This window comes from Cellulomonas jepli, from assembly GCF_047229345.1.
GTDB lineage: Bacteria > Actinomycetota > Actinomycetes > Actinomycetales > Cellulomonadaceae > Cellulomonas_A.
The window spans coordinates 1-22,978 of sequence record NZ_JBFTER010000080.1 but is presented as its reverse complement, the minus strand read 5'-3'; the positions used below and the strand labels follow the sequence as shown (position 1 = coordinate 22,978).

Here is a 22,978-nt window from a genome sequence, read left to right as displayed (position 1 = left end):
CCCCCCCCCCCCCCCCCCCCCCCCCCCCCCCCCCCCCCCCCCCCGCCGTTGGTCGTCGGCCGCGTCAGATGTGTATACGACACCGCGCGGCCGCCCGTCGGGCCGCGCGCGACTGGCAGCGGGAGCAGGTCCCGGCCGGGCTGCGCGAGCTCGTCCTCGACGACCAGCGGCGCCGGAGCGAGATCTGCTGGCACGTGTTCGACGACTGACCGGTGCGGGGACGACGGAGCCGGCGTCTCGACTCCCGCGACCGCGCGAGAGGCACCGACGGCCGGAACCGAGCTCCCGCCGTCGGTCAGCCGGAGGCCGACGCCTCGCCCGGGACGGCCACGACCGCGGGCCCCGACACCCCCTCGACCGTCCCCGGCACCACGACGTACCCGTCGTCCGCGCCGCCGAGCACGCGCATGCGGGGGTCCCGCGCCCCCCACAGCCACGCGAGGTACGCGCACAGCACCGCGTCGATCTCGTCCTCGACGCGCTCGAGCTCGCTCGCCCGGACCGCCCCCGCGACGACCGCCCGCAGCTCGGCCCAGCGCGGCGACGCCGAGAGCCGCAGCCGGTCGTCGCACACCCGCTCGAGGTGGTCGAGCAGCGCGCGGAACGCCGGCCGCCGGGACTCGAGGTCCCGCCCGCGCCGGGCCTTGTACGGCAGGACGGTCGTGAGCCCGAAGAGCAGGATCGTCGCGGGGTGCGGGTACACCTCGATCGCCACCGACGTGCCGGCCGCGGGGACGACGCCGGGGTCCGTGGCCCAGCCGAACCGGTCGGCGAGCGTCTGGGCGCGCGGCGGGTCGAACAGCGGGTTGCTGCGGTTCGCCGGGTAGGCGCCCGCGTGGAACCTGCCGAACTCGGCGGTGACGAGCGCCTCGCACCGGCGCCGCCCCGTGAGGTTGGGGACGACGAGCGGGGCGTCGATCGCGGCGACCACCTCGCCGGGCGCGTGCTCGGCGACGAACGCCGCGATCTCGTCGTCGGTGCGGACCGCGCACGACGCGACGAGCCGCCCGTGCTCGTCGAGCGCCGCCAGCCCGGTCCGGGCCCGGGACCCCCACGCGAGGTCGAGCCCGAGGTACCGGGTCAGGCCGCACCCCGGGGCACGGCCGCGCGCGACGACGCCTCGCGCGGGACACGCTCGAGCCGGCGCGGGCCACCCGACGTGCGCGCGACCTGGCCACGCCGCCCGGGCCGGACCGGGCCGGTCACGGGTCCGCCCAGGGCCGCGCTGCCGGCCCGCTCACCGGTGTGGCCGTCGCCGGGCTCCGGCGCGACGCGGGGGCGCCCGTCGGGCTCGGCCGGGTGCGGCACGGGGACCTCCTCGTCGCTGCGGCGACGCGCCGCACCCGCATCCTCGTCCGGGCGGGCGGGACCCGCCAGACGCGCGCTCCCCCGCTCACCTCGCGCTGCAGACCACCCCGACGCACTGCGGCTCGTTCCCGTTCCCCCGTGCGACGTTGCCGCCGCCGTCGGCCGCGGCCGGCGCGTAGATCCCCCACCCGGTGTTCCGCACCGCGGTGACGTTCGCGATCCGGGAGAAGGCCGTCGCGTAGATCGCGTCCCCGTTGCGCCGGAACGTGTCGCCGTCGAGGTCGGCGATCGCCCCCACCTCGTTCGGGTCCACGGCGCGCACGGCCGTGCCGTTCCCGACGAAGTCGTTGCGACGCAGGGTCATGGTGTCGACGACGTCCACGGCGACGACGTTGCGCCGGAACGTGTTCGACGTGAGGACGGTGTGCCCGAACAGCCCGCCCGTGACCCCGACCTCGCTGTCCGTGACCGTGTTGTCGGTGAGGACGAGGTCACCGCCGTGCTCGGACGCCGTCGTCGTGTTCCGGGCGAAACGTGACGACGTCACGTCGACGGCGCCGTCGGTCGCGCTCAGCGCCAGCTCGTTGTCGACGAAGGTCGAGCCCGTGATGGCGACCTGCGCCCCGCTGTGCACCGCGAACCCGTTCCGCGCGAACGTCGACCGGTCGACCCGCACGCTCGTCCACAGCGCGGAGCGGAGGCCGGTCGTGTTGTCCGTGAACCGGGACCGGGTGATGTCGAGCTCGGCGGTGAAGCCCGTGACGCCGTCGTCGTTGTCGCGCACGAGGAGCTCGCTGAGCGTGCTCGGGACGACCGAGCCCTCGGGGAACTCGTTCCAGCCCTTGATGCCCGAGCCCCACCCCTCGACGGTGCCGTTGCGGATGACCTGGTTCGTGGCGTTGTCGAACAGGATGCCGGTGCCACCGTCGGCGCCCGGTCCGCGCACGGTGTGACCGCCCAGGTCGAGCGTGATGGGACCGACGAGCCGCAGCCCGGAGCCCGAGGCGCAGACCAGGTCCGCCGTGAGGAGCGTGTCGGTCGTGAGGGTCGCGCCGCACGCGGGCTGCTGCGGCGTCGGGTCCGTCGTCGGGCTCGGCGTGGGCGTCGGGCTGAGCGAGAGCGTCAGCGCGAGCGCGAGGCCCGCCGTCGTGGTCAGGTGCATCGGGTCCCCCTCGTGGTGCTCGAGCGGTCACCGGTCCGGACGCATCACCGCGGCCCGGCGACCGGCCCGGCGCCGTGGGCCGAGCCGTTCCCGACAGTAGGGACAGCGCACCGGCATCCGGCTCGGCGTGCCCCGACGTGCAGCCTCCTCGGCCCGAACGTGCCACGGCCCTCCGGGGCTGAGCGGGCGCCGCCCGCTGGCGGCCCGGCCGACCGGCGCCTAGCGTCGCCAGGGCGGTCCAGACGCGTGGCCGCACCGCCTCGGACAGAGGACAGCGCATGTACCTGCACGTTCAGCGCCTGATCAACGAGATCATCCCCGACGAGCCCGACCCCGCTGCCGCGAACGCGCTGCAGGAGGGGCTGGGCGGTCAGTTCGGCGAGATGCGCACGATGATGCAGTACCTGTTCCAGAGCATGAACTTCCGCGGCCCGGCCGGGAAGCCGTACAAGGACCTGCTCCAGGGCATCGGGACCGAGGAGATCAGCCACGTCGAGCTGATCGGCACGACGATCTCCCGGCTGCTCGACGGCTCGCCGCGCTACCAGGGCAAGAAGACCGACCCGCTCGACCAGCCGGGCGCCGGTGGGAAGACGCCGCTCGAGATGGCGACGCACCAGAGCAACATCCACCACTACCTGGTGGCCGCCCAGGGCGCGCTGCCGGTGGACGCCGCGGGCAACCCGTGGAGCGGCAGCTACGTCTACAACTCGGGCAACCTCGTGCTCGACCTGCTCTACAACCTCATGCTCGAGTCGACCGGCCGGCTGCAGAAGTGCCGCATCTACGAGATGACGGACAACAAGACGGCCCGCTCGACGATCTCCTACCTGATCGTCCGCGACCAGGCCCACGAGAACGCGTACGCGAAGGCCCTCGAGACCCTCGGCGTCGACTGGAAGAAGACGCTGCCGATCCCGAAGACCAACGCCGAGCAGTTTCCCGAGGTCAAGAAGCTCCTCGACCTCGGGCTGCAGAGCAAGCAGTACTCGTTCGACCTGACCAACCAGTCGGAGGCCGGGAAGATCTTCCGGGGCATGTCGCCCTCGAACGACGGCACCGAGCTCGACGCGACCGAGCAGGCGCCCGCGGGCGTGCCGATGACGATCGCCGAGGAGCGGTTCGAGGAGTTCTCGCCGGGCGCCGACCCGGAGCTCCTGGCACTCATCCAGGCGACCGCCGACATCGAGATGGCCGAGGTCCAGCCGGTCTACGGGCCCGTCCCGCCGGCGAGCTGACGGCAGCCCCCCGGGACGCGAGCGGCCCGCCGCGCACTGCGGCGGGCCGCTCGTCGTGCCCGTCCCTCAGATCCAGGACCAGTCGTAGGTGCACTCGCCGTAGGTCACTCCGCCGACGGTGACGCGCGAGCCGTCGGTGAACGCGGCGGTCCCGGTGACCACGCGGGGCCCGGTGTTCCGCACGCACACGAGGTTGCGGGTGACCGCGACCTCGCCGAGGTCGACGCTGTGCGGGTTGTCGCGCAGGATCAGCGAGCCGCCGACGGTGGTCCGGCACTGCTCGCGGCCCTCGAGGCCGATGCGGGCGTAGTCGGACAGTGCCGTGACGGTGAGGTCGCCGGCCACCGAGGTGCGGCACACGATGGCGTCCCGCGAGCCGACGGCCGTCAGGTCGGCGAACGTCGAGCCGTGCGTGAGCAGGCGGCCGCCTCGCGCGGTCACCGGCCCGTCGAAGGTGCTGTGCTGCAGCCGGTGCATGTCGGTCGCGGTGACGTCGTAGGTTCCGGTGATCCGCGCGCCGCCGGCGGACGTCACCTCGCGGGCGAGCCCGCGGACGTCGTCCACCGTGCTCCACCTGTCGACGCGCAGCCACGCGGTGTCCGCCGCCTCGAGCCGGACGGTGCCGAACACGGTGGTCTCGTAGAGCGTGGCGTCCCCCGCCACACGCACGTCGCCGTCGACGACCGTCCCGTAGAGGTCGAGGTCCTGTCCGGCGGGGATGATCACGTCCCCGGAGACGGACGAGTGGAGGATGTTGCACCCGCCCTCGTCGATCAGCACGTCACCCACCACGTCGACGTTGGCGACGACGTACTCCCGCTGGTTCCACAGCTCGCTGCACAGCGTCACCGGCTGCTCGACCTCTGCTGCGGCCGGGACGGCGAGCACGCCCGCCCCCAGCACCCCCAGGATCCCGAGCGCCGCTGCGCCGATCCCCCGGACCCCCCACTGCATGCCACTTCTCACGGTTCCCCCTCGAGCCGAGTCGTCCGCCCAGGGTCACCACCGTTCGCAGGATCCGGTAGACCACCGCCGGGTTTGCCCCGGAATACTTCACCCGCCGGCTGGCCGAGCACCGCCCGGAGTCAGCGCGCGCCGCACACCACCCCGACGCACTGCGGCTCGTTCCCGTTCGCCCGCGCGACGTTGCCTCCGCCGTCGACGGCGTTCGGGGCGTAGATCCCCCACCCGGTGTTGCGCACCGCGGTGACGTTCGCGATCCGGGAGGCGGTCGACGCCCAGATCGCGTCCCCGTTGCGCGTGAACGTGTCGCCGTCGATGTCGATGGTCACGCCCTGCTCGCGGGGGTCGGTCGCGACCACGGCCCGGTCGTTGCCGACGAAGCGGTTGCCGCGCAGGGTCATCGTGTCGCTGCCGTCGACCGCGAGCACGTTGCGCCGGAAGGTGTTGGACGTCATCAGCACGGACCCGAACGACCCCTCGACCCCGATCTCGCTCCCGGCGACGACGTTGTCGGTGAGCTCGACAACCCCTCGGAAGTGCGACACCGCCGTCGTGTTGCCCGTGAACCGCGACGACGAGGCGACGACCGCGCCGTCGCTCGTGCTGAGCGCGATCTCGTTGTCGCGGAACGTCGACGCGGTCACGAGCACCGCGTGGTCGGAGCCCGAGCGCGCGCCGGTCCCGTTGCGCACGAACACGGACCGGTCGACCGTCGCGTCCGCGCGGAACGCCATGTCGACGCCCGTGCCGTTGTCCACGAACCGGGACCAGCTGATCTCGAAGGCCGCGGTGGAGCCGTGGATGCCGGACGCGTTGTCCCGGAAGACCATGTGGTGCACCGTGGCGGGCATGGGCGGTTCCTGAGGCGGGTCGTCGGTGCGCGCCGCGACCCCGCGCTCCCAGCCGCGGATCGTCCCGCCGGTCACGACGCCGTGCACCGAGCTGTCGGTCGTGACGCCGGTGCCGGAACCGGGCCCGCTGATCGTGTGCCCGTCGAGGTCGAGCGTGACGGGCCCGACGAGCCGCAGGCCGTCGCCCTCGGTGCAGACCAGGTCGGCGGCGAGCACGGTGTCCTGCGTGATCGTCCCGCCGCACGCGACGGGCTGCGGCGTCGGGTCGGGCGTCGGGCTCGCCGTCGGCCCGGGCGCCGGGCTCGCGAGGAGCGTGAGTGCCAGTGCGAGCCCCGCGGTCGAGGTCGGATACATCGGGTCCCCCTGCGTCGCTGAGGCTGCCCGGTGGCGCCCTCGTCCTGACGTCCCGGGCAGCGGCCGGGCCTCCGTCGGCCGGCCTCTCCCGACACTAGGCACCGGCGGTCGGCGGCGGTCGCGGGATGCCCCGACGTGCACCCGCGTCGGCGCGATGGGGCGCGCCACCGCGCGGGAATGCCCTCGGCGACGCGCACGTTCTCGCAGACATGCCCCTCTCTGGTGAGTACGCCCCGAGCCCGTCCGACTGGGCCCGCAAGCAGGCCGAGGAGTTCGAGGCCTCCGGCGGGACGAAGGCCAACACGCTGCGCGGCAAGCCGATCATCCTGCTGACCTCGGTTGGCGCGACGTCCGGCAAGCTGCGCAAGACCCCGCTCATGCGCGTCGAGCACGAGGGCGAGTACGCCGTCGTCGCGTCGAAGGGCGGGGCCCCCGAGCACCCCGTCTGGTACCACAACCTCGTCAAGAACCCGCACGTCGAGCTGCAGGACGGCCCGGTCCGGCGCGACTACGTCGCGCACGTGGCCACGGGCGACGAGCGCGCGGCGTGGTGGGAGCGGTCCGTCGCCGCGTGGCCCGACTACGCCGAGTACCAGACCAAGACCGACCGCGAGATCCCGGTGTTCGTCCTGATCCCGATCGAGGACTGAGCCGGCTTCCCGACCGACCTCGACGCCCCGCACCCTCGGTGCGGGGCGTCCGTCGTCCCCGGGCCGGGTCCGGGGTCCCGGACGGTCCTCCGGGTGCGGGCCCCGGACGGCCGTCGGACGATGGCACGCATGACCGACGACCTCCGTGACGCCCCCGACCCCGACCACCGCGTGCCCGACGGCGCGAGCGACGCGCTCGTCGAGGCCGTCGGCGGAGTGACCGCCGCGCTCGAGGTGACCGAGCACGCCCGCGGCATGCTGTACGCGTTCCACCGGCTCACCGGCCGCGCGGACATCGAGCTCGCCGAGGCGCTCGACAAGCTCGCCGCCGCCGGGGAGCCCGAGCTCGCGGACGAGATCCGCGCCGACCTCGTCGGGCGCAACGTGCTGAACGGACGCTGGACGTTCCAGGTGGTCGAGGACTACGACGAGGGCTACTGGTCGACGTTCCGGCACTGGGAGCGCGAGGTCCGCGACCGCCTGATGGACGGTCGGCGCCACGTCTACGAGGCGCAGATGAAGGAGTCGAACCGGACGCACGGCCGCGAGGGCCACGAGGCGCGTCCGGTCGAGACGACGACGGGCTGACGCACCTCCGTCGTGCGGCGCCGCGCGCCCTTCCCCGGGTGAGATCGGTGCGCCGACCGGGTGGCACGCGGCTCCGTGGGGCGTCCGGTCGGTGGCGCGGCCGCTAGCGTGCGCCGCGGATCGAGGGGGTACTCATGACCGGCACGACGCCGTCGCGCACGACGATGCTGCTCGCGGTGCTCGCGATGACCGTCGGAGTCTCCCTCGCCGGGTGCGCGTCCCTCGCGCCGCCGCCGGTCCCGGGTGCGGCGGAGACCGCCGCGCCGCTCGCGTCCCCGGGCGCGGCGGCGGCGGCGGCCGAGCCCGATGCTCCCGTGACGGAGCCGTCCCCCGTGACCGACGCGGTGCCCGACGCGGTGACCGACGCGGTGACCGACGGGACCATCGCCCTCGCCGTGACCGAGGACCACGCGCCCGCCGTCGGCATGTCGCTGTACGAGATGGCCGAGGACAGCTGGGAGCCCTGGACGGAGAACGCCTGGTCGCTCGAGGGCAAGTTCGAGGAGGCCGCCCTGACCTGGTCGGAGGGCGAGCCGATCCGGGTTGCCGCGACGCCCGCGGAGGTCGCGACGCTCCTCGAGGGGCTCGACGGGGACGCTCTGCTGCTCGGCGAGGTGGACGAGGCGGAGGCCGCGCCGTACGTCGCCGCGGCCGCGGACGTGCGCGCCCAGCTGACCGTCGAGCAGGCCGCCGAGGTCGCACGGTCGGCCGACGAGATGCGCGCGGCGGACGGGCTCTCCTAGCCGCCGGACGCGACGGGCGCTGCGCCGACCCGCCGGCGCCGCGCGTGCACCGCGTACAGCCCGAGGAGCACGAGGCACAGCACCGCGGTCGACGCGAGCTGCACGCGGGCGTCCGGGTCGGAGAGCATCAGCGCGACGAAGCCCGCGAGCAGCCCGAGGGTCGCCCACGACAGGTACGGGAAGCCCCACATGCGCACCCCGAGGCGCCCCTCGGCCTCGAGCCGGCGGCGCAGGCGCAGCTGCGAGACCGCGATGAACACCCACAGCACGACGAGCGAGGACCCGACCGCGCCGAGCAGCAGCCCCAGCAGCCCCGCGGGCAGGGCCCAGTTGAGGACGATGCTGACGAGCGCGCACGCCACCGAGAGCGCGACGGCGGACCACGGCACCCCCTGGCGCGAGACCCGCAGCAGCCCGCCCGGGCCGTCGCCGCGCTGCGCGAGCGAGAACGCCATGCGGGAGGTGCCGTAGACGTTCGCGTTGAACGCCGAGAGCAGCGCGACCACGACGACCACCTCCATGATCCGCCCGAGCCCGGGGACGCCGACGAGGTCGAGCACCGCGACGAACGGCCCGCCGAGCCCGTCGCCGGACTCCCCCTCCCCGGCGACCAGGGCGGCCGAGTCCCACGGCAGCACGAGCACCATGACCGCGACCGAGCCGACGTAGAAGAGCAGGATCCGCCACACGATGCTGCGGGCCGCGGTCGCGATCGAGCGCTGCGGGTCGTCGGACTCGGCGGCGGCGATCGTGATGATCTCGATGCCGCCGAACGCGAAGAGCACCACGAGCAGCCCGGACGCGACTCCCGCGAGCCCGTGCGGGGCGAACCCGCCGTTGCCCAGCAGGTTGCTCGTGCCGACGGGGTCGGTGCCGGGCAGCAGCCCGAGCGCGAGCAGGGTCCCCACGACGAGGAAGACGACGATCACGCCGACCTTGAGCGAGGCGAACCAGAACTCGAACTCCCCGAAGCTCCGGACGCCGACGAGGTTCACGACCGCGAACCCCGCGACCAGCACGAGCGCGACGAGCCACTGCGGCAGGACCGGCGCCCAGCCGTGGATGATCCCGGACGCCGCGGTGATCTCGACGCCGAGCACCATGATGAGCGTCGCCCAGTACAGCCAGCCCATGACGAACCCGGCCCACCGCCCGATGCCGACCTCGGCGTACGTCGAGAACGAGCCGCTCGACGGGATCGCGGCGGCCATCTCGGCGAGCATCCGCATGACGAGCACGACGAGCAGCCCGGCGACGGCGTACGACACGAGGATCGCGGGCCCGGCGATCGCGATGCCCGCACCGGTCCCGACGAACAGCCCCGCACCGATCGCGGAGCCCAGCCCCATCATCGTGAGGTGCCGGACCCGCAGGCCGGTCCCGAGGTGCTCGGGGGTGGGGGCGGTGGCGCGCGGCGGGGCGGTCTCGTTCACCGCACGAGGCTAACGACGGCGCGCGGCGCCCGCCCGGGACGGGCGTCCCTGCAGGTCCGCCGTCGGGCTACGTTGGGCGGATGACCTCCACCGCCGACAAGGCCCGCGAGCTCCAGCGCCTCCACGCCGACCCGGAGCTCCTGCTCCTCGTGAACGTCTGGGACGTCATCACGGCCCGCGTCGTCGCCGACGTCCCCGGCACCCGGGCGCTCGCCACAGCCAGCCACTCGATCGCCGCCGCGTACGGGTACGAGGACGGCGAGAAGATCCCGCGCGACCTGATGATCGAGGCGGTCGGGCGCGTCGCGGCCGCGGTGGACCTCCCCGTCACCGCCGACCTCGAGGCCGGGTACGGCGACCCGGGCGGCACGGTGGCGCGCGCGATCGACGTCGGCGTCGTCGGCGCCAACCTCGAGGACCAGATGAAGCCGCTGCCCGACGCCGTCCGCGCGGTCGAGGCCGCCGTCGCCGCCGGCGAGCAGGCCGGTGTGCCGTTCGTGCTGAACGCCCGCACCGACGCGTTCCTGCGTGCGGGCGACCAGGACCGGGAGGCGGTGCTGAGCGCGGCGATCGAGCGTGGGCGGGCCTACCTCGACGCCGGTGCGTCGACCGTCTTCGTCCCCGGGCTGCTCGACGAGCCGACCGTGACCCGGCTCGTCGAGGCGCTCGGCGAGCGCAAGGTCAACGTCATCGCCGTGCCCGGGTCGCTCGCGCTGGACGTGCTGCAGCGGCTCGGCGTCGCGCGCGTCTCGTACGGGCCGTGGAGCCAGAACGTCGCGCTGACCGCGCTCGCCGACCTCGCGAGCGACGTGCACGGCGGCGGCGCGCTGCCGGCAGGGACCCGCAAGCTCAACTGACGGCTCGCGCCGGCGCGGGCGGCGCGCGTCAGAGGATCTTGCGGAGGTACGCGGCCGACTCCGCGTAGCCGAGCCCCGCGTAGAACACGCCGGCCCGCCGCGTCGCGAGCGCCACGACCACCGCGCCGCGGCGGGCCGCCCACGCCTCGACGTCCGCCATGAGCGCCGACCCGGTCCCGCGCCCGCGGCACGCCGCGTCGACGACCAGCTCCTCGACCCACACCGCGGGGCCGTTCGCGTGCAGGGTCGTGTGCGTCGCGGCGAGGCAGTAGCCGACGACGCGGCCGCCCTCCTCCGCGACGGTCAGCCGCCCGCGCGCGCCGCCCGCGGCCGTCGAGGCGAGCAGGTCCGCGAACCCCTCGGCGACCCGGTCCGCGTCGGCCACGAACGACGTGGCGAGCTCGCGGACGAGCGCGGTGACGGCCGCGAGGTCGCGGGGCTCGGCGGCGCGGACGACGAGAGCGGTCCCGGTGCCGGCCGGCGTCGCGTCACGCACGAGCGCCCGCCCGCGTCGACGGGCTCGGCGCGACCCCGGCGAGCCCGGGGCGACGGGCGATCGTGTCGACCCGGCGCAGCGCCGTCGGGATCCGGTGCGGACCGGCCATCGCGGAGACCAGCGCGGCGGCGTCCTCGGCCGGCATCCCCGCGGCGGTCACGTACAGCGCCCGCGTCGCCGACCCCCGCCGCACCTCGATCACGTGCGACGCGGCGTGGAACCGGGTCTTGGCGACCCCGACGACCGGCACGCCGAGCTCGGCGTGCACCCGGGCGCCGAGGCCGGGGCGCCCCTCCGGGTCGAGGTCGACGTACCCGTCGACGACGAGCAGGTCGAGCGGCTCGACACCCCCGAGCACCGCGCGCAGCGCGGGCAGCTCACGCGCGAAGAAGGCACCCGGCTCGTAGGGGGCGACGTGCGCGAGGACCGCGACGTGCTCGGAGAGCACGGTCGACAGCGCCGCGTCACCGGCCACGACCAGGGCGGCGACCGCCCCGCCCGTGTCGGGGTAGTGCACGTCGCACACGCCGTACCTCCCGGTGCGCGCGCCAGGGTCGAGAATCACGACGTCCTCCCACCGGCTCGGTCACGCCGAGGGTAGGGGAGGCACGGCGCGAGACCGCGGTGGTGACCGCTGGCCGGCGGTCCGCGGTACGTCGTCAGCCGGTGCGCGTCGGGCGCCGGACGAGCTCTCCGCCGCAGTTCGGGCACACCCCCGCGAGCTCCTCCGTGCAGCCGCGACAGAACGTGCACTCGTAGCTGCAGACCGTCGCCTCGCGCGAGTCGGCCGGCAGCCCCGCCCCGCAGCGCTCGCACGCCGGTCGCATCTCCATGACCGCGTCCCACCTCCCGCCCGCCGCAGCACCCAGCGCACCGCGGCGCCCAGCCTGGCGCCGGCGCAGGGGCCCGACCAGCACGAGCACCGCCACGGAGCGTCGACCCTCCGCCGACACCCGCGTCAGCGCCGGTGCGCCGCGACGTTCAGCACGTTGCCGTCGGGTGCACGCACGAAGAACCGGCGCACGCCCCACGCCTCGGTCGTGAGCGGGTGCACGATCTCGTACCCCCGCGCCCGCGCCTCGTCGTACGCCGCGTCGACGTCCTCCACGAGAACCGACGCGACGGCGTCCTGCGGGGCCGTCGCGTCGCGGGTCACCACCTGGACCTCGGCGCCCGCGGCCGGGCCCTCCCCCGGCGCGACGTACCGCGTGACCCAGCCGAGGCCGAGGTCCTCGTGGCTCAGCCCGAGGTAGCCGGCGTAGAAGTCCGCGGTAGCGCCGACGTCGGGCACGTGCAGGTTCGGGATGATGCGGTGGACGCGCACGGGTCCTCCTCGGAGGTGTCGCGGCCGGGCCCGGCGGCGTGCCGGGCCCGGCCGTCGCTCAGTCGTCGCGGTCCCAGGGGGCCGTCTCGTCGAGCTTCGCGTAGTACTTCGCGAGGTGGCTCTTGACGCGGTCGACGTCCTTCGCGGGCAGGTCGACGCCACCGCGGGAGCCCTGCATCACGGCCGCCGCGGCGAACACCCCGCGCGGGACCGCGACGAGCCTGCCGCCGACGACGTCTGCCACGAGCAGCTTGTACGACCCGAAGTTCTCCTTCGCGTCCGCGTCGTACCAGACGTGCGCGTCCCGGTACCGCTCGTTGGGCTCGTCGTCGGCCTTCGCCCACGCGCGGACCCGCTTCTCGGCCGCCGCTCCGTCCCACTCGCGGTCGCGGTCGGCGAGCGGCAGGTCCCCGAACGCGGTCACCGCCACGGCTCAGCCCTCCGACGGCGCCGCGGAGCGCAGGCGGTCCAGCAGCGGCCCGGCGGCGGTGTCGAGGAACTCCTGCTGCTTCTCGTCGCCGACCTGCACGAGCGCGATGTCGGTGAAGCCGGCCTCCCAGTAGGCGGACACGGCCTCGACGATCTTGTCGAGGTCCGGGCCGCAGGGGATCTGCTCGGCGACGTCCTCGGGCCGGGCGAACTGGCTCGCGGCGTCGAACGCCTCGGTCGTCGGCAGGTCCGCGTTGACCTTCCAGCCGCCCGCGAACCAGCGGAACTGCTGGTGCGCGCGCGTGACCGCGGCCTCCTCGTCGGTGTCCCAGCTGATCGGGATCTGCCCGATCTTGCGGGGCTTCGGCTCACCGGCCTCGACCGGGCCGTGCGCCTCGTCCCACGCGTCGAACGCCTCGGCGTCGGGCTCGGTCGCGATGAGGTGGTCCGCGAGCGGCGCGAACCGGGAGATCGACTGGGCGCCGGAGATGGCGATGCCGATCTCGACGGGCCGCTCGGGCAGGTCCCAGATCTTCGCGGAGTCGACCCGGAAGTGGTCCCCCTCGTACGTCAGGCGCTCGCCCGCGAGGAGCTCGCGGATGATCTCGACGGCCTCCTCGAGCATGTCGTGACGCTCGCCGACCGCGGGCCAGCGCTGACCGGCGACGTGCTCGTTGAGGTTCTCGCCCGCGCCGAGACCGAGCGTGAACCGCTCGTCGGAGAGCACCGCGAGCGTCGCGGCCTTCTGCGCGACGACGGCGGGGTGGTACCGGACGGTCGGGCACGTCACGTACGTCATCAGGTCGACCGTCTCGGTCGCCTGCGCGACGGCCCCGAGCAGCGTCCACGCGTACGGCGCGTGCCCCTGCTCGTCGAGCCACGGGAAGTAGTGGTCGCTCGACACCTCGAAGTCGAACCCGAGCCGCTCCGCCGCGACGGCGTAGCGCACGAGCTCCTTGGGGCCGGACTGCTCGGTCATGAGGGTGTACCCGAATCGCGTCATGCGTCCCACGGTGGCACCCGCCCCGGAGGGTCGCATCCGGTGCGGGGGCTCGCCCGGGAGGTGCAGCGGCGGGAGTCCGCAGGTCCCCGGCCGGGGTCGTGGGTCGTCGCCTCAGGCCGCCCAGACGGGCGCGACGACCCGCACCGGCTCGCCCGTGAGCGCCGACTCCTCGATCGCGAGCCCGATGCGGTGGTCGTGGCTGCCCTCCGCGAGCGGGTAGGGCGCCGGGCCCTCGCCGCGCACCCAGCCGGCCGACCCCGCGAGCAGCCCGGCGACAGCGAGGTCGTCGTCGGCCAGGCGCGCCCCGACGAACGGGTTCCGGTAGAGCACCTCCCCGTCGAGGCTCACGTGGTCGAGGTCGAAGCCGTCCATGTCCTGCTCGATGCCGTACTGGCGGCGCACGAGCCGGGACTCGACGACGGTGCGCGGGTCCGTCCAGCGCACGAGCCGGTCGTCGACGAGCTCGCCCGCGGAGCCGCGCAGCACGAGGCGGTTCGCCCGCAGCGGGTTGTGCCACTGGTTGTCGGTGAAGTCGTACAGCGCGCTGCCGTGCTCCCCGAAGTCGAGCGTCGCCAGCACGGTGCGCGCCTCGCGGGGTTCCGTCGCGCCCGTCCAGCCCGCACGGTTCATCGGGTCGAGCAGCGGCGCCGTGAACGCCTGGGCGCGCACCGTCACGTCCGCGAGGCCGGTGCCGAGCAGGTGCCGGACGAGCCCGGCCGCGTGGTGTCGGTGCGTCGAGGAGACCTGCGCCGAGGTGACGTCCCCGAGCAGCCCGCGCCGGGCGAGCGCCGCGCGCGCGGCGTGCATCGGCAGGAACGGGCTGTGCTCGGCGACCTGGACCAGGCCGGACGCCCCGACGTCGTGCCACAGGGCGTCGAGCGCCTCGGCGTCGGGCGCGGGCGGGGTCTCGGTGAGCACCGGGACCCCCGCGGCCACGAGCTCCCGGATCACGCCCGGCGTGACGTCCCACGGCGTGCTCACGACCACGAGGTCGGGGCGCGCACCGGCGTCGCCGCGCACGAGCTCGGCGACCGTGCGCACCGTCGGCACGCCCCAGTCCCGCTCGACCTCGGCGCCCCGCCCGGCGGTCCGCGTCACGACCCCCGCGACCACGAAGCGCTCGGGCACCTGCCGGGCGATGCGCGCGAAGAACCCCGCCCGCCAGCCGCTGCCGACGACGCCGAACCGGAACGGGACCACCTGCGCACCCATGCCACGACGCTAGCCCGAGGGTGCACGCCCGGCTCGACGCGGCGGACGCCCGGCGCGGCGGAGGCCGACGCGGGCTCGCGCTGCCCGACGCCGCTCCGGCAGCCGTCGCCCCGCTCGGCGACCGTCGGCCCGACCGCGTCACCGCGGCGGCACCACCACCCAGGTCAGACGCGTCAGGGCCGCCCGCGTCAGACGAAGATGCAGAACGGGTGCCCGGCCGGGTCGGCGTACACGCGCAGCGGCTCGTCCGGGTCGTCGCGGCGGTCCTCCAGCAGCCGCCCGCCGAGCAGGGTCACGCGCTCGTGCTGCGCGTCGAGCTCCTCGGGCGTCTCGACGGTCATGTCGAGGTGGAGCTGCTGCGGGCGCGGACCCTCGGGCCACGTCGCCTCGGGCAGCGCGGGGACCTGCTGGAAGGCGAGCGCCACACCTGCCTCGCCCCGCAGCACCAGCCAGTCGGCGGTGTCCGGCTCGCCCGGGGGCGGCGGCTCGTCGCCCGGGCGGTACTCCCAACCCAGCAGCTCGCGGTAGAACTCCGCGAGCCCTCGGACGTCCATGGTGTCGAGGACGATCTGACGGACCTTCGGCCTGCTCCCGGCCACGCTCATCGCGGCACCTCCTCGGGCCCATCGTGGCCGTGAGCCCGGCGGCGCGCATCCGGGCGTCGGCCGCGGCGGACGCCCGCGCACGGCCGGACCTCCGGCAGGCGCACGAGCACCCTGACGGACGACGGGCGGGCGCCGCCGCGGCGCCCGCCCGTCGGGACCCGCGTCAGCGCGTGGGCTCGACCGCCGCGCGCAGCCCGTCGACGAGCGACGTCGTCGGGCGCCCGGTCAGCCGGGACAGGTCCCCGGTGACGTCGGCGAGCGCGCCGTCGCGGATGTTGCCGTCGAGCGCGACGACGAAGCCCGCGGTGCCCTCGTCGAGCCCCGCCGTCGTGAGCACGGCGAGGTGCTCCTCGGGGCTCACCGGCCGGTAGACGACCTCCCGCCCGAGGACCTCGCCGATCGCGGCGGCGAGCTCGTGGTGCGTCCAGGCGGTGTCGCCGCCGAGCTCGTAGACCTTGCCCTCGTGACCGGCGGTCGTCAGGACGACGGCGGCCGCGGCGGCGAAGTCGGCGCGCGTGGCGCTCGCGACCCGGCCGTCCCCGGCGCTCGCGACGACCTCGCCCGTGGCGCGCGCCTGCTCGAGGGTGGGCACGTAGTTCTCCGTGTACCAGTTGTTGCGCAGGATCGTGGTCGGCAGGCCGGACGCCGCGAGGAGCTCCTCGGTCGCCTTGTGCTCGGGCGCGAGGACCAGGTCGGTCGTGGTCGCGCGCGGCGCGCTCGTGTAGACGAGGCGGCCCACGCCCGCCGCCCTGGCGGCCTCGATGGCGTTGCCGTGCTGCGTCACGCGCTGCCCGACCTCGTTGCCGGAGACGAGGAGGACCGTGTCGGCACCCTCGAACGCCGCGCGCAGCGAGCCCGCGTCGGCGTAGTCGGACGCGACGACCCGCACGCCCTGCGCGGCGAGGTCCGCGAGCGCCTCGACGCGTCGCCCGGTCGCCACGACGTCGGACGCGGGCACCCCGCGGGCGAGCAGCTCGGTGACGACGAGACGGCCGAGGTGGCCGGTTGCTCCGGTGACGACGACGGACATGGGTGCTCCTCCGGGTGGTGCGCGGGACCGCGGGCGCGGCACCGGCACAACGGCGCAGGTCGCGCGCTGCTTCCCGAATCGGAGATGAACCTTCAACTTTCTTGCGCCGGTCCGGCGGAGCGCGCTGCAGGTCCCGCGGGCGGTGCGGGGCCGCGGGCGAGGCGCACCGCGGCGCCGGGCTCAGGGCAGGTTCAGGCTGCAGCCCGAGCGCGGGAGACCGAGCGCCTCGCGCAGCGCGTGGCCGGCCCTGGTCCGGTTCTCGTAGAGCCGGTTCCGCTCCGCGGCGTGCTCGGCGTAGTACCCGTCCTGCGCGGCCGCCGTGAGCAGGAAGTCGTCGTCCGCCTCGACCGCACGCAGGAAGTCGTCCGCGGCACGTGCCGCCTCGGGCGGGAAGTCGATCCCCCGCACCTCGGTGAGGAACGCCTCGTCGTTCGCGGCGGAGGTCCGCAGGTCGTCGAGCGACATCATCATGTCCTGCGCGGCGATGGTGTCCGAGAGGAGCACGCGCGCCTCGTGCGCCCGGTGCGCCGCGTCGGTGTACGCCCGCGCCGCGTCGGTGGCGCCCGGGGGCGCCGGGGGGTCGCACTCCACGGCCGCCGCCGGGACCGGCCGGGGGACCAGCGCCGCGCAGCCCGACACGGGCACGAGGGCCAGGGCCCCGACGATCAGCAGGGCGGCAGCGCGTCGTCTCATACCCCCACGATCGGGTCCCGGGTGGCGGACCTTGAGAGGCCTCACCCGCGCCGTGCCACGCTGGCACCGTGACCGAGCAGCCTTCCCCCGCACCCGACCGCGAGCAGCCGCACGAGCGCGCCGCGCACGAGCGGCCGGCGCACGAGCGCCCCGCGCCCGCGCAGCCCGAGCGCGAGATCGCCGAGCTCACCCGCCTGGTCCGCGAGTTCGTCGACGAGCGCGAGTGGGCGCCGTTCCAGGACCCCAAGTCCCTGGCGCTGGCCCTCGTCGGGGAGGTCGGCGAGCTCGCCGAGCTGCTGCAGTGGGTCCCGGCCGACGGCGCCGTCGAGCGGTTCACGGACCCGGCCCGGCGGCAGCGCATCGGCGAGGAGCTCTCCGACGTGCTCGTCTACCTGCTGCGGCTCGCGGACGTGCTGGGGGTCGACCTGGGACCGGCGGCGCGCGACAAGCTCGCGGGCTCCCACCGCCGGTTCGCGGCGGACGAGTGGCGCGGGCGCATCCCCGAGAAGTCCTGACCCGCGCGCGGAGGGGTCACGGCCCGGCGGCGGGGTCCTCGACAGGCGGCCGGCAGTCGAGGGGCTCGCACCCGCCGTCGCCCCGGTGGACGTGCGCGCTCGAGAGCGCGATGACCCGCAGCGTCCCGTCGTCCAGCGCGAGCACCTGCACCGAGCCGTCGTCGCCGTCGCTCGCCCGGAAGAACAGCGCCCGGTCGTGCAGCGCCGACGTCGCGCCCTCCGTCGAGACCGTGTAGCCGCGGGGTTCGAGGGCGCCGCGGACGGCCTCGCCGAGCGCCTCGACCATCGCGTCGTCGAGCTCCGCGGGCTGCTCCGAGTCCCAGTGCTCCGGCTTCCAGCGCAGCACGGGCAGGCCGTCGACCACCTGGTCCTCGGTGCCGTCGCGCTCGGTCACGAACACGTCGGCGTCCGCGGGCTCCCACGTCACGTCGGCCGTGTCCGCCACGGCGGCGAGCACGGCGCGGGTCGCGTCGACCTGGCCGGGCAGCACCTCGGCGAGGTCGGGCCGCGCCCGCAGCTCGTCGGCGGTGTAGAGCGGCGTGTACTCGGGGCGACGGTCGAGGAGGTCGCCCCCGGAGGCGAGGGCCACGCCGACGACCCCCACCACGACGGCCGCGACGAGGACGGTGCCGAACGGGCGCAGGCGGCGGTGCGAGGACGTCACGCCGCCATCCTCCCCCGCTCACTCCCAGCCGAGCCGCCAGCAGAGCTCGCCGGGCCGCCACAGGTTGGCGCTCCGCTGCAGCTCCTGCGGCATGCCGAGCGCGTCGTCGACCCCGTACCGCTCGCGCGCCGCGGCCCACAGGACGGTGCACTCGCACGGCCCGTCGTGCGGCCACTCCGGCACCTGGAGCTCGGGCAGGGCGTAGAGGAACGCGCCCTCGGCGACGACCCGCTCGCCCGCGGCGCGCGGACCGACGACGTGGCCGTAGACCTCGACGACCCCGGGGTGCGTGACGGCCGCGCGCAGCAGCCCCCCGAGGGTCGGGCCGTCACCCTGCCGGACGGCGAGCTGCGGCTCGTCGAGCAGCGTCAGCAGGTGCGCCGCGACGCTGGCCCCGAGGCCCGCGAACCGCACGTACCCGTCGTCGCCGTTGACCTCGTGGACCGTGCGGGACGACCCGTACGGGCGGTAGTCGTGGTACGCGTACGGCACGTGCACGGACGTCGTCCAGGGCGCGAGGGCCCTCGCGGCACCGGCCGTCCACCCCCGCGGCCCGAGCGTCTCCCCCGCGCGCCGGCGCACCTCGTGCGACGCGTCGAGCTGCGCCTCCCACCACGCGGCCACGTCGACCGTCTCCACCTGCTCCAGCACCACGGCCACCCCTCCCCTCGCCTCGGACACCCACGTGGAGCGGCGTCCCCACCTGCAGATACACGGCGTCCACCCGGTGATACGGCACGTCGCCGGCCTGGTCCTGGGCCCTGTGTCCCAGACCACCACATGACCCGCTCGTTACCGTGAGAACACGTCCTCCCGAATCCTTCAGGTCCCTCACCCGGCTCCCGATAAGGACCCCGCAGGACACCGTCGCGTCCTGGACCGCATGGGGGAAGGCACTCACGTGAACCGTCGCTACCACCGCCCGCCGACCTGGCCGCCGGCACCCGAGGGCTGGACGCCGCCCAAGGGCTGGATCCCGGACCCGGGCTGGCCGCGCGCGCCCCGCGGGTGGGTCTTCTGGACGGACGAGCCCGAGGTCGAGGTGCCCAACACGATCGAGGGCTTCTTCACGATCCCGACGCAGCGCCGCGCGGTCGAGGAGTGGGCCTGGCAGGACGTCCGCTCGCGCGTCTGACGCCGCCCGACGGCGACGCACAGCTCCGAGGCACCCCCGGGACCCACGTCCCGGGGGTGTCTTGCGTCGGTGGCTAGCCTGGTCGCAGGTCCACCTCCGACCCGGGGAGCTCGCATGGGCACGGCAACGACGCCGAGGATCCGCAACGTGGTGCTGCTCGGCCACAGCGGCGCAGGGAAGACGACGCTCGTCGAGGCGCTGCTGCACCGGGCCGGGACGATCGCCCGGCCGGGCCGCGTCGAGGACGGGTCGACGGTGTGCGACCACGAGCCCGAGGAGGTCAGGCGGGGCATCTCGCTGTCCCTCGCCGTCGCGCCGTTCGAGTGGACCGCGCCCGACGGGCAGACCTGCAAGATCAATCTGCTCGACACCCCCGGGTACGCCGACTTCGTGGGTGCGGTCGACGCGGGCGTGCAGGTCGCGGACCTCGCGGTGATCGTGGTCAGCGCGGTCGACGGGGTCGAGGTCGGCACCGAGCACGCGTGGCAGCGCTGCGTCGCCGCGGGGCTCCCGCGCCTGGTCTTCGTGACCAAGGAGGACCGCCCGCGCGCCGACTTCCACCGCGTCCTCGACCAGCTCCGGGACACGTTCGGCGCGGGGATCGTGCCGCTCGAGCTGCCGCTCGGCGAGGAGGACGCGTTCCACGGCGTCGCGGACGTGCTGTCCGACGAGGGCCTCGCGTACGACCCGGACGGGCGCCACCACACGTGCCCGGTGCCCGACGACGTCGCCGCCGAGGAGCACCGCCTGCACGACGAGGTCGCCGAGGAGATCGTCAGCGGCGACGACGAGCAGCTCGAGCGCTACCTCGCCGGGGAGGTGCCGACCGGCGAGGAGCTGGGCCGCACGCTCGCGCACGAGGTCCGCGACGGGCTCGAGGTCCCCGTGCTCGTCGGCTCCGGGGTCACGGGCGTCGCGGTCGACCGCCTCGCCGACTACCTGTGCACGCTCGGCCCGTCGCCCGCGGACCGCCCGCGCACCGTCCTCGTGGGCGACGCCGTGGTCACGGTCGACGCCGACCCCGCCGGCGAGCCGCTCGCGTTCGTGTTCCGGACGCTCGCCGACCCGTTCGTCGGGCAGGTGTCGCTGCTCAAGGTGCTGTCCGGCACGCTGCACGCGGAGGACCACCTCGTGAACACCACGACGGGCGCCGACGAGCGGCTGCACGGGCTGTTCACGCTCCGCGGCAAGGAGCACGTGCCGGTCACGGAGGTCGTCGCGGGCGACGTCGTCGCGGTCGCGAAGCTCTCGGCGTCCCCGACCGGGACGGCGCTGGGCTCGCGGACCACACCCGTGCGCGTCCCCGGGCCGCCCGAGCGCCCCGCACCGTTCGCGCTCGCACTGCGCCCGGTCACGCAGGCCGACGACGACAAGCTGTCCGGCGCGCTCACGCGGCTCGTCGCCGAGGACCCGACGCTGCGGGTCGACCGGACCGGCGGCGCGGGCGGCGGGCACGGGCAGACGGTCCTGCGCGGCATCGGCGACACGCACCTCGCCGTCGCGCTCGAGCGGCTCGCCCGCAAGTTCGGCGTGCACGTCGAGCCCGAGGACGTGCGCGTCGGGTACCGGGAGACGATCGCCCGCGAGGTCCGCGTCGAGGGCAAGATCAAGAAGCAGTCGGGCGGGCACGGGCAGTTCGCCGTCGTGCAGCTCACCGTCTCGCCCGGTCCGCGCGGGTCCGGCTTCGCGTTCGTCGACTCGGTCGTCGGCGGTGCGATCCCGCGCGGGTACCTCCCCGCGGTGGAGCGCGGGCTGACCGAGGCGATGGCCGCGGGCGGCCCGCGCGGCTACCCCGTCGTCGACCTGCGCGTCGAGGTCACCGACGGCAAGTACCACTCGGTCGACTCCTCCGACATGGCGTTCCGCACCGCCGCCGGCCACGGCCTGCGCGAGGCCCTCGCGACTGCCGGGTCCGTCGTGCTCGAGCCGGTCTCGGCCGTCACCGTGACCGTCCCGGGCGCGTCCCAGGGCGACGTGCTCGGGGACCTCTCGGCGCGCCGCGGGCGCATCGTGGCGACGACCGCGCTCGACGACGGCCGCCACGAGATCCGGGCCCTGGTCCCCGAGGCTGAGCTCGCGCGGTACGTGCTCGAGCTGCGCTCGCTCACCGGCGGGCGGGGGCAGTTCGTCGCGGAGCACGACCACGACGACGTCGTGCCCGCTCACCTCGTCGACCGCCTCGGGGCCGACGGCGGCTCGCTCGCCCACGTCTCGCGGGCGCGCTGACCGGCGGGCGCGGGGACGCCGGCGCCAGGACGCGGGGTGCCCGCTGCCCGACGACGCGCCACGCCGGCGTCGACGAGCGCGGCGAGCGCGGCCCCGACGGCGTACGCGGCCAGGTCCGGTGCGTCGAACGTCGTGCCCAGCACCCAGCGCGCCGGCTCCCACACCGCGACGACCGCGGCCGGGACCCCCGTGAGCTGTGCGACCTCGACGGCCGAGCTGAGCGCCCACGCGACCGCCGCGAGCACCCACGGGCGCGCGCGGACGGCGACCACCCCGACGATCGCGTACACGAGCACCGCGTAGAGCGCGTCGCCGACCGGCTCCGCGACGGCGGACGCGACCCCGCTCCCCGCGTCCACGGCGGACGCCGCCGAGCGCACCGCGAGCCCGGCCGCGACGGTCACGAGCGCGGCGACGGCCAGGGCGGGTCGGCGGCTCACCCGGCCAGCATGGCGACCCGCGGACGCCCGCCGGGGCGGATCCACGGAACCTCCACGAGTCCCCCGTGGACGCGCACCGCACGTGGCAGGCTGCTGCCCTCAGCCCGTCCCCGAGGAGCATCGTGAGCGCACAGGACCTGACCGGCATCGAGCGGTTCGCCGTCGAGCAGAAGATCACCATGATGGTGAACCGCTACGTGGTGCGCGCGCTCGGGCCGAACGACGAGCCCGGCCCGGTCCTGGCCGTCGCGCAGCAGAAGCGGATGGCGTTCAAGGAGCAGGTCACCTTCTACACCGACGAGTCGCGCACCACCCCGGTGTTCGGGTTCCGGTCCCGCCAGCGCATGGACCTGGGCGCGACCTACGACGTGACCGACGCGAACGGGATGACGATCGGCTCGTTCCGCAAGGACTTCGGCAGGTCGCTGCTGCGCTCGACGTGGCACCTGGAGTCGCGCGGCGTCACGGCCGTCGGCCAGGAGCGCAGCGCGAACGTCGCGGTCCTGCGCCGGGTGTGGGACCTCATCCCGGTCGTCGGGGACGTCCCGGTGCCGTTCGTCTTCCACTTCGACTTCGCCGACCCGGACGGGCACGTCGTGATGACGTCGGAGCGTCGCCCGTCGCTGCGCGACCGGTACACCATCACCGTCCCCGGTGGGCGGCTCGACGGCCGGGTCGCCGCCGCGATGGCCGTCGCGCTCGACGTGCTGCAGTCGCGCTGACCCCGCCCGCGCCCGCGATTCACCCCGCCGCAGCCGCCGCCGGCCCGCCCCGTGCGTCAACAGCCCCGCCGCCGCGCCGATGAGCACGGTGGGCCCCGAACGGGCCCGGCGTCGCGCCGCACGGCCGCCGTCGACAGCAGCGACCCCCGGGCGGGCGGCGACGCCGCGCGGGGGCACGTGAGGGCAGGCAGGGTCCGGTGAGCGGCATGGACGCAGGGCACGACGCGCAGGAGCGGACGGGCCGGCTGGCGCGGCGGTTCGACCGCCGTCGGCGGGGCCCCGGGGTCGCGCGCGCCGGCGGCGACGCCACGAGCCGCGCGGTCGACGACGCCCTCGC

Annotated in this window: 29 protein-coding genes; 10 read left to right on the top strand and 19 right to left on the bottom strand. The window is 75.3% G+C overall.

The window, feature by feature from the left end; genetic code table 11:
• The first annotated feature begins 68 nt into the window (after positions 1–68).
• A complete protein-coding gene (locus AB6N24_RS16795; RefSeq protein WP_412870530.1) occupies positions 69–209 on the top strand; it encodes a hypothetical protein in 141 nt (46 codons plus the stop codon).
• Between the two features lie 86 nt (positions 210–295).
• On the opposite strand, the gene AB6N24_RS16790 is transcribed toward AB6N24_RS16795, so the two are convergent.
• The 3 genes from AB6N24_RS16790 to AB6N24_RS16780 all read right to left on the bottom strand — a co-directional run bounded on the left by AB6N24_RS16790 (position 296) and on the right by AB6N24_RS16780 (position 2,470).
• Positions 296–1,084: a DUF429 domain-containing protein gene (locus AB6N24_RS16790; protein WP_412870531.1), complete on the bottom strand. Its 789-nt coding sequence runs from the start codon at positions 1,082–1,084 to the stop codon at positions 296–298.
• Positions 1,081–1,308: a hypothetical protein gene (locus AB6N24_RS16785; RefSeq protein WP_412870529.1), complete on the bottom strand. Its 228-nt coding sequence runs from the start codon at positions 1,306–1,308 to the stop codon at positions 1,081–1,083. Before AB6N24_RS16785 ends, AB6N24_RS16790 begins: the two co-directional genes overlap by 4 nt.
• Positions 1,309–1,393: 85 nt before the next feature.
• Positions 1,394–2,470 carry a NosD domain-containing protein gene (locus tag AB6N24_RS16780; RefSeq protein WP_412870528.1) on the bottom strand — a complete coding sequence of 359 codons (1,077 nt, stop codon included), beginning with the start codon at positions 2,468–2,470 and terminating at the stop codon, positions 1,394–1,396.
• A gap of 278 nt (positions 2,471–2,748) precedes the next feature.
• Between AB6N24_RS16780 and AB6N24_RS16775 the strand changes: the two genes are divergently transcribed.
• Positions 2,749–3,708: a manganese catalase family protein gene (locus AB6N24_RS16775; protein ID WP_412870527.1), complete on the top strand. Its 960-nt coding sequence runs from the start codon at positions 2,749–2,751 to the stop codon at positions 3,706–3,708.
• A gap of 66 nt (positions 3,709–3,774) precedes the next feature.
• Here AB6N24_RS16775 and AB6N24_RS16770 read toward each other — a convergent pair whose 3' ends face one another.
• Entirely contained in the window at positions 3,775–4,662 is an 888-nt protein-coding gene (locus AB6N24_RS16770) for a protein kinase family protein (RefSeq protein ID WP_412870526.1), read from the bottom strand.
• 131 nt (positions 4,663–4,793) lie between these two features.
• Positions 4,794–5,876 carry a right-handed parallel beta-helix repeat-containing protein gene (locus tag AB6N24_RS16765; protein WP_412870525.1) on the bottom strand — a complete coding sequence of 361 codons (1,083 nt, stop codon included), beginning with the start codon at positions 5,874–5,876 and terminating at the stop codon, positions 4,794–4,796.
• A 209-nt stretch (positions 5,877–6,085) separates the two neighbouring features.
• Here AB6N24_RS16765 and AB6N24_RS16760 point away from each other — a divergent pair, with 209 nt between their 5' ends.
• From AB6N24_RS16760 to AB6N24_RS16750, 3 genes are all read left to right on the top strand, one after another.
• Positions 6,086–6,526, top strand: coding sequence for a nitroreductase family deazaflavin-dependent oxidoreductase (locus AB6N24_RS16760; RefSeq protein WP_412870524.1), 441 nt, complete (start codon positions 6,086–6,088; stop codon positions 6,524–6,526).
• 129 nt (positions 6,527–6,655) lie between these two features.
• The gene (locus AB6N24_RS16755) at positions 6,656–7,114 is read left to right on the top strand and encodes a hypothetical protein (protein ID WP_412870523.1); all 459 of its coding nucleotides are present in this window, start codon (positions 6,656–6,658) and stop codon (positions 7,112–7,114) included.
• 134 nt (positions 7,115–7,248) lie between these two features.
• Positions 7,249–7,857 (top strand): hypothetical protein, encoded by a 609-nt coding sequence (locus tag AB6N24_RS16750; protein ID WP_412870522.1) that lies wholly within the window; start codon positions 7,249–7,251, stop codon positions 7,855–7,857.
• Here AB6N24_RS16750 and AB6N24_RS16745 read toward each other — a convergent pair.
• The gene (locus AB6N24_RS16745) at positions 7,854–9,290 is read right to left on the bottom strand and encodes an amino acid permease (protein ID WP_412870521.1); all 1,437 of its coding nucleotides are present in this window, start codon (positions 9,288–9,290) and stop codon (positions 7,854–7,856) included. The two genes, AB6N24_RS16750 and AB6N24_RS16745, sit on opposite strands and share 4 nt — an antisense overlap.
• A gap of 80 nt (positions 9,291–9,370) precedes the next feature.
• Here AB6N24_RS16745 and AB6N24_RS16740 point away from each other — a divergent pair, with 80 nt between their 5' ends.
• Positions 9,371–10,147 (top strand): isocitrate lyase/PEP mutase family protein, encoded by a 777-nt coding sequence (locus AB6N24_RS16740; RefSeq protein ID WP_412870520.1) that lies wholly within the window; start codon positions 9,371–9,373, stop codon positions 10,145–10,147.
• Positions 10,148–10,175: 28 nt separating this feature from the next.
• Here the strand turns inward: AB6N24_RS16740 and AB6N24_RS16735 are convergent, their stop codons facing one another.
• The 10 genes from AB6N24_RS16735 to AB6N24_RS16690 form a co-directional block, all read right to left on the bottom strand.
• Positions 10,176–10,643: a GNAT family N-acetyltransferase gene (locus tag AB6N24_RS16735; RefSeq protein WP_412870519.1), complete on the bottom strand. Its 468-nt coding sequence runs from the start codon at positions 10,641–10,643 to the stop codon at positions 10,176–10,178.
• Positions 10,636–11,208: an endonuclease V gene (locus tag AB6N24_RS16730; protein WP_412870518.1), complete on the bottom strand. Its 573-nt coding sequence runs from the start codon at positions 11,206–11,208 to the stop codon at positions 10,636–10,638. Before AB6N24_RS16730 ends, AB6N24_RS16735 begins: the two co-directional genes overlap by 8 nt.
• A gap of 94 nt (positions 11,209–11,302) precedes the next feature.
• A complete protein-coding gene (locus AB6N24_RS16725) occupies positions 11,303–11,572 on the bottom strand; it encodes a DUF1272 domain-containing protein (protein ID WP_412870517.1) in 270 nt (89 codons plus the stop codon).
• Positions 11,573–11,601: 29 nt separating this feature from the next.
• Entirely contained in the window at positions 11,602–11,967 is a 366-nt protein-coding gene (locus AB6N24_RS16720; protein ID WP_412870516.1) for a VOC family protein, read from the bottom strand.
• Between the two features lie 58 nt (positions 11,968–12,025).
• Positions 12,026–12,397 carry a hypothetical protein gene (locus AB6N24_RS16715; RefSeq protein ID WP_412870515.1) on the bottom strand — a complete coding sequence of 124 codons (372 nt, stop codon included), beginning with the start codon at positions 12,395–12,397 and terminating at the stop codon, positions 12,026–12,028.
• A 3-nt stretch (positions 12,398–12,400) separates the two neighbouring features.
• Complete coding sequence (locus tag AB6N24_RS16710; RefSeq protein ID WP_412870514.1) at positions 12,401–13,399, bottom strand: TIGR03557 family F420-dependent LLM class oxidoreductase; 999 nt, start codon at positions 13,397–13,399, stop codon at positions 12,401–12,403.
• Between the two features lie 111 nt (positions 13,400–13,510).
• Entirely contained in the window at positions 13,511–14,611 is a 1,101-nt protein-coding gene (locus AB6N24_RS16705) for a Gfo/Idh/MocA family oxidoreductase (RefSeq protein ID WP_412870513.1), read from the bottom strand.
• Positions 14,612–14,799: 188 nt separating this feature from the next.
• Complete coding sequence (locus AB6N24_RS16700) at positions 14,800–15,216, bottom strand: VOC family protein (RefSeq protein ID WP_412870512.1); 417 nt, start codon at positions 15,214–15,216, stop codon at positions 14,800–14,802.
• A gap of 163 nt (positions 15,217–15,379) precedes the next feature.
• Positions 15,380–16,246 carry an SDR family oxidoreductase gene (locus AB6N24_RS16695; protein WP_412870511.1) on the bottom strand — a complete coding sequence of 289 codons (867 nt, stop codon included), beginning with the start codon at positions 16,244–16,246 and terminating at the stop codon, positions 15,380–15,382.
• Positions 16,247–16,426: 180 nt separating this feature from the next.
• Positions 16,427–16,939 (bottom strand): FAD-binding oxidoreductase, encoded by a 513-nt coding sequence (locus tag AB6N24_RS16690; protein WP_412870510.1) that lies wholly within the window; start codon positions 16,937–16,939, stop codon positions 16,427–16,429.
• Between the two features lie 68 nt (positions 16,940–17,007).
• On the opposite strand from AB6N24_RS16690, the gene AB6N24_RS16685 reads away from it, so the two are divergent.
• Positions 17,008–17,454: a nucleotide pyrophosphohydrolase gene (locus AB6N24_RS16685; protein ID WP_412870509.1), complete on the top strand. Its 447-nt coding sequence runs from the start codon at positions 17,008–17,010 to the stop codon at positions 17,452–17,454.
• A 16-nt stretch (positions 17,455–17,470) separates the two neighbouring features.
• Here the strand turns inward: AB6N24_RS16685 and AB6N24_RS16680 are convergent, their stop codons facing one another.
• The gene (locus tag AB6N24_RS16680; protein WP_412870508.1) at positions 17,471–18,118 is read right to left on the bottom strand and encodes a hypothetical protein; all 648 of its coding nucleotides are present in this window, start codon (positions 18,116–18,118) and stop codon (positions 17,471–17,473) included.
• 18 nt (positions 18,119–18,136) lie between these two features.
• Positions 18,137–18,769 (bottom strand): hypothetical protein, encoded by a 633-nt coding sequence (locus AB6N24_RS16675; RefSeq protein WP_412870507.1) that lies wholly within the window; start codon positions 18,767–18,769, stop codon positions 18,137–18,139.
• Between the two features lie 250 nt (positions 18,770–19,019).
• Between AB6N24_RS16675 and AB6N24_RS16670 the strand changes: the two genes are divergently transcribed.
• The gene (locus tag AB6N24_RS16670) at positions 19,020–19,253 is read left to right on the top strand and encodes a hypothetical protein (RefSeq protein WP_412870506.1); all 234 of its coding nucleotides are present in this window, start codon (positions 19,020–19,022) and stop codon (positions 19,251–19,253) included.
• A gap of 114 nt (positions 19,254–19,367) precedes the next feature.
• Positions 19,368–21,479 carry an elongation factor G gene (locus AB6N24_RS16665; RefSeq protein WP_412870505.1) on the top strand — a complete coding sequence of 704 codons (2,112 nt, stop codon included), beginning with the start codon at positions 19,368–19,370 and terminating at the stop codon, positions 21,477–21,479.
• Here AB6N24_RS16665 and AB6N24_RS16660 read toward each other — a convergent pair.
• Complete coding sequence (locus AB6N24_RS16660) at positions 21,416–21,919, bottom strand: ribosomal maturation YjgA family protein (RefSeq protein ID WP_412870504.1); 504 nt, start codon at positions 21,917–21,919, stop codon at positions 21,416–21,418. The two genes, AB6N24_RS16665 and AB6N24_RS16660, sit on opposite strands and share 64 nt — an antisense overlap.
• Positions 21,920–22,041: 122 nt before the next feature.
• Here AB6N24_RS16660 and AB6N24_RS16655 point away from each other — a divergent pair, with 122 nt between their 5' ends.
• The gene (locus AB6N24_RS16655) at positions 22,042–22,641 is read left to right on the top strand and encodes an LURP-one-related family protein (RefSeq protein WP_412870503.1); all 600 of its coding nucleotides are present in this window, start codon (positions 22,042–22,044) and stop codon (positions 22,639–22,641) included.
• Positions 22,642–22,978: the final 337 nt, after the last annotated feature.